Source organism: Phocaeicola faecium, assembly GCF_014837055.1.
Classification (GTDB): Bacteria; Bacteroidota; Bacteroidia; order Bacteroidales; family Bacteroidaceae; genus Phocaeicola; species Phocaeicola gallinarum.
Map to the genome: position 1 here is coordinate 553,467 of NZ_JACSPQ010000001.1, position 11,469 is coordinate 564,935.

Consider the following 11,469-nt stretch of genomic DNA (forward strand, 5'->3'; position numbering starts at 1 on the left):
AGGAAGGGTTTGCGTAATCCGTGTTTTTTATTAGCTTGTTTTAAACCGTACCGGGGGCATGAAAACACTACCCGTAAGACTGATGGTTTCTATGGGTAGAACCGGACCATTCTACCGCTTGGGATGACCGACGCTAACGGTAGTGTTTCCCAAGTCATGATATTGGGAAATTCTTTCGCAGGCGGAGGGGTTTGACAGGCTCTGTATCACAAAACCATATAAAAGACACTTCACTAATTCAACTATGAACACCACTGAAAAAATAATTATTTACCAAGTATTTACCCGATTATTCGGAAATACAAGCGTGTGCTGCCAGCAGAACGGAGACCTCCGGACAAACGGTTGCGGCAAAATGGATGACTTTACGAAACAGGCTCTACACGCCATTAAGAAGATGGGTGCAACGCATATCTGGTACACAGGCATTATAGCTCACGCTACGCAAACCGACTATACGGCTTATGGAATCCCGAAAGACCATCCTGCCGTTGTAAAAGGGAAAGCAGGCTCACCGTATGCCATCAAAGATTATTATGATGTAGACCCCGACCTCGCAGTTCGTCCGGAGAAGCGCATGGAAGAATTTGCCGCACTGGTAGAGCGCACACACGAAAGCGGCTTGAAAATGATTATCGACTTCGTGCCCAATCACGTTGCCCGTCAATACCATTCGCTGGCAAAACCTGCCGGTACGAAAGACTTAGGAGAAAACGATGATAAGACACAGGCCTTCAGCCCGAACAACAACTTTTATTACATTCCCGGACAGGCTTTGGGGGGCGACTTGAATCTGTATGATGCCGAAGCCGGGCGTTACGAAGAAATGCCGGCAAAGGCTACGGGAAATAACCGTTTTGATGCTACTCCTAACGTCAATGACTGGTATGAAACGGTAAAACTTAATTACGGAGTAGACTATATCGGCAATACCGGATGTCATTTCGACCCGATACCCGACACGTGGCATAAGATGAAAGATATTCTGCTGTTCTGGGCAGCAAGGGGTATCGACGGATTCCGCTGCGACATGGCGGAAATGGTTCCCTGTGAGTTCTGGGGCTGGGCGATTCCGCAAGTAAAAGCCGTTTACCCTAATCTGATATTCATTGCCGAAGTGTATAATCCGAATGAGTATCGCAACTATATCTTTAACGGTCATTTTGATTATCTTTACGACAAGGTGGGACTGTACGACGCCTTGCGTGCGGTAACTTGCGGATATGCTTCTGCCACGTCGATAACTTCCTGCTGGCAAAGTGTGAACGATATTTGGAGTCACATGCTGAACTTCCTCGAAAACCATGACGAGCAACGTATTGCTTCCGATTTTTTTGCCGGAAATCCGTTCAAAGCAATTCCTGCAATGATTGTTTCCGCATGTATGAACACCAATCCGATGATGATTTATTTCGGTCAGGAACTGGGCGAATCGGGCATGGACAGCGAAGGATTCAGCGGACGCGACGGGCGGACTACCATTTTCGATTACTGGAGCATTGACAGCATCCACCGCTGGAACAACCACGGACGCTTTAACGATCATCTGTTGAACGATAAGGAAAAAGATTTACATCATTTTTACACCCGGCTTCTTACGCTATGTAATTCTGAGCCTGCCATTGCAAAAGGAGAGTTTTTCGACCTGATGTATGTCAACCGGAATACTTGGAAAATGGACGAGCATAAACAATATGCTTTCCTTCGCAAATATGGAAAAGAGGTATTATTAATCGTAGTTAATTTTTCAGAAATGCCGATGCACGTGTCTGTTAATTTGCCGCAACATGCCTTCGATTATTTGCAGATGCCTGCCCAAGCTACTTGTCAAGCGAAAGAACTGTTAAGTGGAAAAACAGAAACCATTTCTTTTTCTCCGGAACGTACTGTGAACTTGGATCTTCCGGCTTTGGGAGGAAAAATTCTGAAAATAACTTTTTAAGTCGTTGACCTGCACATCTTGTCATAAAAAATATCAGCATGTTTCCTTTCAAAAACATGCTGATATTTTTTATAGCCTTCCGACAAACCGACAGGCTTGTTGAAAGACGATTGGCATTACTGGAGCGTACCGGCTTCAGCCTGTTGAATCATCTGCTGACTGGCATACATATAAACTTCTACGCGACGATTTTCCTGACGACCGGCTTCGGTAGAGTTATCTGCCACGGGATTTGTTTCTCCCAAGCCCTGTACGGTTTTAATCTGAGTAGGAGTGACCCCGCATGACAGCAAGTAGCTTGATACGCTCTGCGCACGCTGTTGAGACAAATCCATGTTTTTCTGATAGCTCTGTTGCGCCGTAGAGTTTCTCCATCCCTGATTGTCGGTATAACCGTAAATGGTTACATCCATATCGCGGTTCTGATTCAACACATTATTGGCAAATTTGCTCAATGAAGCCTGTGCCGAAGGGCTGAGCGTTGAATTACCTGTGCTGAACAAAATGCCCGAATCAAAAGTAACCTTTACAGCCTGCAAGCCATTATTGTCGGTTACCTGTTCTACCTCTGCACCCTCTACCTGCTGAGCCTGTGCAGCCGCTTTGTCCATTTTTTTACCAATCAATACACCGGCTCCCGCACCGACAGCAGTACCTACTGCCGCACCGATGGCTGCGCCTTTACCGTGTCCGATTACACCGCCCACTAAAGCACCCAATGCAGCGCCGCCTCCGCCGCCTATCATACCGCCTTTCGCGGTATTTGTCATACCACAACCGCTGAATACTAAACATGCGCTTAGTAATACAGCCATAAAGCTAATTTTTTTCATACGCTTAGTTTTTTAAGTTTCTTATAAATCAATAAGCAAATATGGGGTAATTTTTCATCGTATCGTTTACACGTTTACGAACCGAAGCAATTACCTCTTCATTGTCAACATTCGAAAGTACTGTTTCAATCATTTCGGCTATTTCGTACATCAAATCTTCTTTCGCCCCGCGTGTTGTAATGGCAGGCGTACCCAAACGGATACCGGAAGTCTGGAATGCCGAGCGAGTGTCGAACGGTACCATGTTCTTGTTTACTGTAATATCTGCCGATACCAGTGCCTTTTCTGCCACTTTACCCGTCAAATCGGGGTATTTGGTACGTAAATCAACCAACATCGAGTGGTTATCTGTGCCTCCCGACACGATGGTAAACCCGCGGTCCATCAGCGCCTGTGCCAGTACCTTTGCATTCTTTTGCACCTGCTTTTGGTATTCCTTGTATTCAGGCTGCAAGCATTCGCCGAACGCTACCGCTTTGGCAGCAATTACGTGTTCCAGCGGACCACCCTGTATGCCGGGGAATACGGCAGAATCGAGCAGCTGAGACATCATTCTGATTTCTCCCTTCGGAGTCTTCTTTCCCCACGGGTTAGGGAAGTCTTTACCCATCATGATTACACCTCCGCGCGGTCCACGCAATGTCTTATGCGTAGTAGAGGTTACGATGTGAGCGTATTTTACCGGATTATCAAGCAGTCCGGCTGCAATCAGTCCGGCGGGATGCGCCATATCTACCATAAAGATAGCACCCACTTTATCGGCTATTTCACGCATACGCTTATAGTCCCATTCGCGTGAGTAGGCAGATCCTCCTCCGATGATCATCTTAGGACGTTCACGCAAAGCAATTTCTTCCATCTGGTCATAGTCTACACGTCCTGTTTCCTTATTCAAATTATATTCGCAGGGCGTATAAATAATGCCGGAAGTATTAACAGCAGAACCGTGAGAAAGATGTCCGCCATGAGCCAGATTCAATCCCATGAACTTGTCACCAGGATTCAGTACAGCCAGAAAAACAGCGGCATTAGCCTGTGCTCCCGAATGAGGCTGTACGTTAGCCCATTCTGCACCGAAAATCTGCTTCAAACGGTCGATTGCGATTTGTTCGCTTTGGTCTACCACTTCGCATCCTCCATAATAACGTTTACCGGGATAACCTTCGGCATATTTGTTGGTCAAACAAGACCCCATCGCTTCCATCACCTGATTGCTCACGAAGTTTTCCGAAGCAATTAATTCGATACCTTTCAACTGGCGTTGATGTTCTTTCTCGATAATGTCAAAAATCAGTTCGTCTCTTTTCATGATATTCTATAAATTAGTTACTATTTTAATTGTTTGTTAAAAAATAAGTCCGACAGAAAAACTCAAAATGTTCCGTCGTCTTTCTATTTGTATTTTCCCCTCATTATAAGGAGATTCTGTCAGCGAACGATTGTAAGTGACAGATTTGGTCATATTATGCAACCCGACTTCATAGCGGAAATCGAAAAAGATATTCGATACATTGACGGCAAGTCCTACCACCGCGCTGTAATTCCACCGACGAAAGGTTTCATGGATGTCCTGTTGATAAAAACCAGAATATTCGTTTTTTGTTTGCTTGTCCCAAATATAAGCTACTTTCGGACCTACGAAAAACGCCATCCCGTAAGGAGATACGTCGATAAACTTATAGCCATAGAGGATGGGCAAATCAAAAGAAGAAATGGTGGTTTTTATCAATGCACTTTCAGGGATAATCTCAGAATTGGCCAGTGTATAAGGAATTGATATACTCCCTTTCGAAACGTTATAAGAGAGCTCCGGCTGAATAAAATGATGTTTTTTCAGGTTAAACCGACAAAAGAGAGTAGCAAAATATCCTACTTTGTAATTATTTTGGATATTTTCTACTCTTTTGTTATCGACAGATAATTCATCGCTGAAAAACATCGAAGAGTTAAATCCCGCTTTTGCCCCCACACTTACCAACGATTTATGGAGCGTAACCATAGGCGCACTCTGAGATTGTGCATACAGCGGAAATGCTGACAACACAGCAGATAAGCAACCAACTAAAGCGAGACTTTTAATCATTGTCTATTTTTTCTTTTCGACCGACCATCCGAACTTGCCGATTTTCTTGCCCATCCCGTAGTAATTACCGTGGGCATATACCAGAAGATTAGCACGTGCAAGGTCGAATTTACCGGTTTCACTATCCAGATATTTATCATCGGCTTTCACATTCACTACGTCGGCAATGAACATATCGTGCGAGCCCAATGAAATAATTTCTTTTACGCGACATTCGATGCAGAGGGGAGACTCTTCGATAATCGGAGCATTTACTATCGTAGCTTTACCCGGGGTGAGTTTCATCTCTTCAAATTTGTTGTAATTTCTTCCCGAACGTACTCCGCACCAATCCGTAGCAAACGCCATATCTTCGGTGGTCAGATTGATGACAAACTCCATATTCTTTTTCAATATGGGGTAAGAGTGACGCTCCGGACGAACCGAGATATAACACATGGGAGGATTGGTACAAATCGTACCCGTCCATGCTACAGTCAGTATGTTATATTCGTCCTCCTTGCTTCCGCAACTTACCAACACCGCAGGAAGCGGATAAATCATCGTACCCGGTTTCCAGTCTTCTTTCATTTATTAAAGCAATTTAATATTATCCTTCAACTGTTCCTTTTCGCAGTAATGACATTTCAGCAGGCCTTTTTCTTTATTTACTACGTGAAACCACGTCTGCATCGGCTCGTTATTGGTGATACATTTCGGGTTATTGCACTTTACGATTCCTTTCAGCTCATCAGGCATAACCACCTGCTTTTTCTCTACTACCTCGTAATCGCGGATAATATTCAGTTTGACATTCGGGGCAACTACCGACAAGCGGCTGATTTCTTCATCCGTAAAAAAACGGTCGGCAATCTTGATAATACCTTTTTTGCCTAACTTCTTACTTTCAAAATTATTGCCGATGGTAATATTTGTTTCCATGTGCTGCAAATCGAGCAACGACACCACCGTAAATAATTTATCGGAGGGGATATGATCGATAACCGTTCCATTCTTGAGAGCGGCTACTTGTAATTCTTTTTTATCGCTCATAAGTTTTGTTTTTTATTTGTTAGTATCCGCTTTCACTTCATCCAATGAAATGCCCAACACGTCGCAAAGAATAGCTTCACGAGCATATAATCCGTTCTGAGCTTGCTGAAAGTAATATGCTTTCGGGCTTTCATCTACATCGTAAGTAATTTCATTTACTCGGGGCAGAGGATGTAAGATACGCAAATTAGGACGGGTTTTACCCAGCATCTTACCATTTAAGATATACAAATCTTTTACCCGCTCGTATTCCATCAGGTCAGTAAACCGCTCGCGCTGGACACGTGTCATGTATAAGATGTCAGCATCTGCAATCGTGTCTTCCGTAAAGTCGGTATGTTCGATGTATTTAATGTTATGCTCCTGACAATACAGTTTGTATTCTTCCGGCATTCTCAGTTCCGTAGGCGCAATGAAATGGAAAGTAGGGTTAAAATGGCGCATAGCCATCAGCAAGGAGTGAACGGTGCGTCCGTATTTCAAGTCTCCTACCAAATAGATATTCAGATTATCCAGCGTCCCTTGCGTTTTATAAATAGAATAGAGGTCGAGCATCGTTTGAGAGGGATGCTGGTTTGCCCCGTCTCCGGCATTGACGATAGGTACGGGCGCTATTTCGCTGGCGTAGCGTGCAGCCCCTTCCAGATAGTGACGCATCACGATGATATCGGCATAATTACTCACCATCATGATGGTGTCTTTCAGCGTTTCGCCCTTCGATGAGCTGGTTACTTTCGGGTCGGTGAATCCGATAACTCTTGCTCCTAAGCGATTTGCCGCCGTTTCAAAACTTAACCGCGTGCGAGTGGAAGGTTCGAAGAAAAGAGTCGCAACCACTTTCTCGGCCAGTAAGCGACGGTTAGGCTTCTTCTCAAACTCTTTTGCCATTTCCAACAGATAAAGGATACGTTCTTTGGAGTGATTGGCAATCGTAACTAAACTTCTATTTTCCATATTTTCGGTTTTCTTATTGCATTAATACCGGAATTCAAAGGTAGACAAAAAAAATAAATTTGCCATTCTTTTCATCAGATTTCTTTTGCCCGAACAGAAGGAATAGTGATTAATTTTGCAGGTCTTTCAGGTATCTTGTTTGTTGTTCAAGCTCGTAAGCATTTTGTCTCACTTTGTCTTTGCGGAAAAATTCTTTCTGGCGTACAGAGTCTTCCGCCTGTTTTCTGCGAATGTACTTGTACCAGTCGCCTGCCGATTCCGGCTCGTCTGCCTGCGATTTCCGCTTGACGGGTTGGACTTTGGGCAGAGTGTCTTTTGCCGCTACGGATGGAATATGGGTTAATGAGTCGGGCTTTACCGAATCCGTTAAACTTGCGGATGCTTGCATCCAACGGTAGAAGTTCGGGAATTTCAAGCTGTCTTCTTTCGTGGGCTGATAATCCTTATAAATCTTCCATGCATTGGCATACTTGCGGTTATGCCGGAGCATACGTCCGCGGCGCGTCAGGTTCTCGGTAAGAAATTTGTTGAAATCGACGGTAATTGCCACGCCTGCTCCCGCCGAGCCTCCCACGCTTTCATACATTCTGCCCGGAGATGGAAGAATGGTTCTTCCGTACTCATCTTTATAAATACTGCTCGACAGCTTCCACGTCATTTCCCTTTCTTTCTTCCTGCCCACGATGAGTACGTCGTAAACGGGGTCGTCGCCAAAGCGTGTCCAAATGCTATATGGCAGCAGGCGGATATACCCTTCGGGCTTTTTTACAATCGTAGTGTCGAGCAGGCTGCGGGGAATACCGATATCTGTTTTAAAGTTCATCCATTTTTTATCAATCGGAGCTTCTTCCGGCTGAGATTCCGGCACCTTCATACCGCTGAAATCAAATTGAATCATTTTTACAACGTCTTTGTTCAGGCGCCACTCTTTATCGTCCGTTTGCGTCTGAGCCGAAACCGTGTTTATTCCTATTCCCAAAAAGATTCCAACCATTAATTTTACGGTATTGTTAACATTAGATATTCCTTGCATAATCATTTCACCCTTCCGCCTTGCATCCAGCATTTTTTATAATAAGTGTCATTTACCCGGCTGATAATCACCCCCTGACTGCTGCTGGCATGAATAAATTTTCCGTCTTTCAGATAAATCCCCACATGGGTAGCCCTGCGTTTGCTTCTGCCGTTATGAAAGAAAACCAAATCGCCTTCCTTCAGCTTTCCTTTCGTTACCTTCCGACAGTCTTGCGTACGTTGGTCATCGGCATTGTTTTTCAACTTCTTACGATAAACTTTCTTGTAAATTTGCGTAGTCAGTCCGGAACAATCCACCCCGCGCATAGTCTTTCCTCCGTAACGATAGGGAACTCCCATCCACCGCGCTGCTTCTATATACAGGGCATGGTTATCTTTCTCGTCGATATCCATGTCGAGCCTTACTGCTGCATGGGCAAGTGCCTGAAAATCATAACGTGGAGCGCGCGTACCACAAGAGGTCAGAACCATCGTAACGATAATGCCTACCCATAAGGAAATATGTTTGAAGCGTCTGCACATTTGCTCTCTCTTTTAATCTTATCGGAGCAAATGTATAGAAAATAAGTATAGCATGTTTTTGCTGTTTAGACAATTTTTATTTTATTCATGAAGTCTAAGAGCTTGTTTAAATTTTACTCCGCCTTAGTTTGGGAATTGTTTTCGAGGATGTTTTTTCCGTTTTTACGAGGATGATAGCGGGCTCTTAGAGCCTGCAAAAATTCTACCCATAGGACGACCCAGTCTTATGGGTAGAACCAATGAACGCAACCGCATGGAACAGGATACACTACCGTTAGTGTTTTGGGGAGAAAAGCGAGATGTGAATTTATTTTACGCTTTGACGGGATGCTCACTGAAATATTTCCACAAAGGAGCAGCCATGAGCGATTGTTTGATGCGGTCTGTACACAACAGTTCATACACCTCTTCTTTCGTAAGCAGATGAATGGATATATCTTCGGTATCTTCCAAATGTTGGGTAGAAACAGACTCTACGCCGGTGGCAACGAAGCAATGACAAATATTGGTCATGGTACTGGTATTAGCAGATATTTCCATGTACGGTTTCCATTCTCCGCCGCCGAATCCGGTTTCTTCATACAGTTCCCGTTTTGCCGATTCGAGCGGTGTCTCTCCCGGCTCGCATACTCCGGCACAGATTTCGTAACTCGTCAGCCCGATACCGTGGCGATATTGCCGCTCCATCAAGAAACTCCCGTCCTTTGTTATGGCGATGACATTTACCCAATCAGGATACTCCAACACATAATACTCCTTGTTTTCCACCCCGGTCGGCAGTCGCACATGGTCTTTCCGTGCCGTAAGCCACGGACGTTTTATCAGATATTCACTTTTTATAATCTCCCACTTCCGGTCTTGATTGTTTTCTTTTATCCGCCGCGTGTCAAGGTAAAAATCAGCTGTTGCCATATTAGAGATTTATTAAGGTTAGTACGTTTTGCTTATTCCATTTGCATCAGATTTGCACCGTAAATGTACGAAAAACACCGGAATATGCCGCAATATATACCGTTCAATTTAGACGAATTACAACAAAAAAAAGGAGTTACTTTTTATCGTAACTCCTTAATTTTCAGATGGAGCGGCAAGCGGGACTCGAACCCGTGACCCTCAGCTTGGGAAGCTGATGCTCTACCAACTGAGCTACTGCCGCATTTATTCGCCGACAAAAGTAGATTTTATTTTGGGAATATCCAATACTAATCTTGATTTTTTTATTTATCCGGCGAAATTAATTTGATAATGCCTATGGAAGGCAGCAAGAACCGTGTTTATCTTGTGCCTCCCATTATTATTTGTTATTAAGCTATTTGACGTGCCTCGCGGATATAGGCAAGAACTTCTCTGCATTTATCCGTAATGTATGCCCAGTCTCCGGCAGCTATCGTGTCTTTGGGGAATAGCTTCGAACCCATACCGACACAATACACACCGGCTTTTATCCAGCCTTTCAGATTTTCTTGCGTGGGCTCTACACCGCCCGTTACCATTAGTTTCGACCACGGCATCGGGGCAAGCATACCTTTTATCAAATTGACTTCGAGTACATCGCCGGGGAAAATTTTACAAAGGTCGCAACCGGCTTCTTGCGCAAAACCTACTTCGGAAACGCTTCCGCAACCCGGAGTATAGGCTATCAGCCGCCGATTACATACCTTAGCTATTTCAGGATTAAAGAGCGGGCCTACGATGAAATTAGCTCCCGACTGAATATACAAAGCTGCGGTAGGGGCGTCTACTATCGAACCGACACCCAATGCCATTTCCGGACATTCTTTGTTCGCGTATTTAATCAGTTCAGCAAACACTTCATGGGCAAAGTCTCCACGATTGGTAAATTCGAAAGCCCGAACACCGCCTTCGTAACATGCTTTTACTACCTTTTTGGCTATTTCTACATCCTGATGGTAAAACACAGGAACCATGCCTGTCGAACCGATTTGGGTCAATACGGTTATTTTATCAAATTTAGCCATAATTCATATAAAAATAGAGATTAAAAAATCAGCGTTGCACTCTACCGCTGGCGTCACCTCCTGCCAATGCTTCTACTTCGTCAGCCGACACCAGATTGAAATCTCCATTAATCGTGTGTTTTAGTGCTGAAGCTGCCACGGCAAACTCTAAGGCTTCTCCCTGAGTTGCTTTGGTCAATAAACCGTGAATGATTCCTCCGGCAAAAGCGTCTCCACCACCTACACGGTCGACAATGGGGTCGATGTCATAATGTTTCGATGTGTAAAAATCTTTTCCGTTATAAATCATGGCTTTCCACCCGTTATGAGTTGCAGAGAAAGATTCGCGTAGCGTGGATGCAACATATTTGAAACCAAACTCTTTTACCATTGCCATAAATATGCCTTTATATCCTTCTGCATCAGTCTTTCCACCGGTTACATCGGCTTCCGGTTTAAATCCCAAGCAAAGTTCGGCATCTTCTTCGTTGCCAATACATACATCTACATATTTCATCAACGGGCGCATAATGGACTGGGCTTTTTCTTTTGTCCACAATTTTTTACGGAAATTCAAATCAACTGATACGGTTACTCCCTGACGTTTGGCTGCCTCGCAAGCTAAGCGGACTAATTCTGCCGCCTTATCAGAAATAGCCGGTGTGATGCCGGACCAATGAAACCAATCGGCATTTTTCATTATCGCGTCAAAATCGAAGTCTTCCGGTTCTGCTTCTGCTATTGCAGAGTGGGCACGGTCGTAAATAACTTTGCTCGGACGCATGGATGCTCCGGTTTCCAGATAATAAATGCCTACGCGGTCTCCGCCTCGTGTGATATAATCTGTTTTTACACCATATTTACGTAGAGCGTTCACGGCTCCTTGCCCGATTTCGTGTTTCGGCAGTTTCGTAACGAAATAAGCATCGTGTCCGTAATTGGCACAACTAATCGCAACATTTGCCTCGCCTCCACCATACACTACATCAAAGCTGTCCGACTGTATGAAACGGGTATTTCCCGGGGTAGACAGCCGCAGCATGATTTCGCCTAAAGTTACAATTTTTCCCATCGTTTTTTGTTTAAATATTAGATTTGTTCGCTTTGTGT

12 protein-coding genes and 1 tRNA gene are annotated in these 11,469 nt (G+C 44.3%); 1 reads left to right on the forward strand and 12 read right to left on the reverse strand.

Features of this window, described 5'->3' with window-relative positions:
- The first annotated feature begins 244 nt into the window (after positions 1-244).
- Positions 245-1,942, forward strand: coding sequence for an alpha-amylase family glycosyl hydrolase (locus tag H9626_RS02440; RefSeq protein WP_191709459.1), 1,698 nt, complete (start codon positions 245-247; stop codon positions 1,940-1,942).
- Positions 1,943-2,058: 116 nt separating this feature from the next.
- On the opposite strand, the gene H9626_RS02445 is transcribed toward H9626_RS02440, so the two are convergent.
- The 12 genes from H9626_RS02445 to H9626_RS02500 all read right to left on the reverse strand — a co-directional run bounded on the left by H9626_RS02445 (position 2,059) and on the right by H9626_RS02500 (position 11,431).
- Entirely contained in the window at positions 2,059-2,775 is a 717-nt protein-coding gene (locus H9626_RS02445; RefSeq protein ID WP_178256372.1) for a YiaD family glycine zipper/OmpA-like lipoprotein, read from the reverse strand.
- A 28-nt stretch (positions 2,776-2,803) separates the two neighbouring features.
- A complete protein-coding gene (gene glyA / locus H9626_RS02450; RefSeq protein ID WP_191709460.1) occupies positions 2,804-4,084 on the reverse strand; it encodes a serine hydroxymethyltransferase in 1,281 nt (426 codons plus the stop codon).
- 36 nt (positions 4,085-4,120) lie between these two features.
- Complete coding sequence (locus H9626_RS02455) at positions 4,121-4,858, reverse strand: porin family protein (protein WP_178256374.1); 738 nt, start codon at positions 4,856-4,858, stop codon at positions 4,121-4,123.
- A gap of 3 nt (positions 4,859-4,861) precedes the next feature.
- Positions 4,862-5,428 carry a flavin reductase family protein gene (locus H9626_RS02460; protein ID WP_191709461.1) on the reverse strand — a complete coding sequence of 189 codons (567 nt, stop codon included), beginning with the start codon at positions 5,426-5,428 and terminating at the stop codon, positions 4,862-4,864.
- 3 nt (positions 5,429-5,431) lie between these two features.
- Entirely contained in the window at positions 5,432-5,890 is a 459-nt protein-coding gene (gene pyrI, locus H9626_RS02465) for an aspartate carbamoyltransferase regulatory subunit (RefSeq protein WP_178256376.1), read from the reverse strand.
- A 12-nt stretch (positions 5,891-5,902) separates the two neighbouring features.
- Complete coding sequence (gene pyrB, locus H9626_RS02470; protein WP_191709462.1) at positions 5,903-6,844, reverse strand: aspartate carbamoyltransferase; 942 nt, start codon at positions 6,842-6,844, stop codon at positions 5,903-5,905.
- 109 nt (positions 6,845-6,953) lie between these two features.
- Positions 6,954-7,838 (reverse strand): DUF4858 domain-containing protein, encoded by an 885-nt coding sequence (locus tag H9626_RS02475; protein WP_225230858.1) that lies wholly within the window; start codon positions 7,836-7,838, stop codon positions 6,954-6,956.
- A gap of 41 nt (positions 7,839-7,879) precedes the next feature.
- Positions 7,880-8,401 (reverse strand): C40 family peptidase, encoded by a 522-nt coding sequence (locus H9626_RS02480; protein ID WP_191709463.1) that lies wholly within the window; start codon positions 8,399-8,401, stop codon positions 7,880-7,882.
- A 312-nt stretch (positions 8,402-8,713) separates the two neighbouring features.
- Positions 8,714-9,313, reverse strand: coding sequence for an NUDIX hydrolase (locus H9626_RS02485; RefSeq protein WP_191709464.1), 600 nt, complete (start codon positions 9,311-9,313; stop codon positions 8,714-8,716).
- Positions 9,314-9,481: 168 nt separating this feature from the next.
- A tRNA-Gly gene (locus tag H9626_RS02490) sits at positions 9,482-9,557 on the reverse strand.
- Between the two features lie 148 nt (positions 9,558-9,705).
- Complete coding sequence (locus H9626_RS02495) at positions 9,706-10,380, reverse strand: bifunctional 4-hydroxy-2-oxoglutarate aldolase/2-dehydro-3-deoxy-phosphogluconate aldolase (RefSeq protein WP_178256380.1); 675 nt, start codon at positions 10,378-10,380, stop codon at positions 9,706-9,708.
- A gap of 28 nt (positions 10,381-10,408) precedes the next feature.
- The gene (locus H9626_RS02500; RefSeq protein WP_178256381.1) at positions 10,409-11,431 is read right to left on the reverse strand and encodes a sugar kinase; all 1,023 of its coding nucleotides are present in this window, start codon (positions 11,429-11,431) and stop codon (positions 10,409-10,411) included.
- Between the last annotated feature and the right edge of the window lie 38 nt (positions 11,432-11,469).

What these genes read in the sequence shown, in the direction of transcription:
- H9626_RS02440 (WP_191709459.1), top strand. Translation starts at nt 245, where the DNA reads ATGAACACCACTGAAAAAATAATTATTTACCAAGTATTTACCCGATTA.
- H9626_RS02495 (WP_178256380.1), bottom strand. Translation starts at nt 10,380, where the DNA reads ATGGCTAAATTTGATAAAATAACCGTATTGACCCAAATCGGTTCGACA.
- H9626_RS02455 (WP_178256374.1), bottom strand. Translation starts at nt 4,858, where the DNA reads ATGATTAAAAGTCTCGCTTTAGTTGGTTGCTTATCTGCTGTGTTGTCA.
- H9626_RS02485 (WP_191709464.1), bottom strand. Translation starts at nt 9,313, where the DNA reads ATGGCAACAGCTGATTTTTACCTTGACACGCGGCGGATAAAAGAAAAC.
- pyrB (WP_191709462.1), bottom strand. Translation starts at nt 6,844, where the DNA reads ATGGAAAATAGAAGTTTAGTTACGATTGCCAATCACTCCAAAGAACGT.
- H9626_RS02475 (WP_225230858.1), bottom strand. Translation starts at nt 7,838, where the DNA reads ATGGTTGGAATCTTTTTGGGAATAGGAATAAACACGGTTTCGGCTCAG.
- H9626_RS02460 (WP_191709461.1), bottom strand. Translation starts at nt 5,428, where the DNA reads ATGAAAGAAGACTGGAAACCGGGTACGATGATTTATCCGCTTCCTGCG.
- H9626_RS02500 (WP_178256381.1), bottom strand. Translation starts at nt 11,431, where the DNA reads ATGGGAAAAATTGTAACTTTAGGCGAAATCATGCTGCGGCTGTCTACC.
- glyA (WP_191709460.1), bottom strand. Translation starts at nt 4,084, where the DNA reads ATGAAAAGAGACGAACTGATTTTTGACATTATCGAGAAAGAACATCAA.
- H9626_RS02480 (WP_191709463.1), bottom strand. Translation starts at nt 8,401, where the DNA reads ATGTGCAGACGCTTCAAACATATTTCCTTATGGGTAGGCATTATCGTT.
- H9626_RS02445 (WP_178256372.1), bottom strand. Translation starts at nt 2,775, where the DNA reads ATGAAAAAAATTAGCTTTATGGCTGTATTACTAAGCGCATGTTTAGTA.
- pyrI (WP_178256376.1), bottom strand. Translation starts at nt 5,890, where the DNA reads ATGAGCGATAAAAAAGAATTACAAGTAGCCGCTCTCAAGAATGGAACG.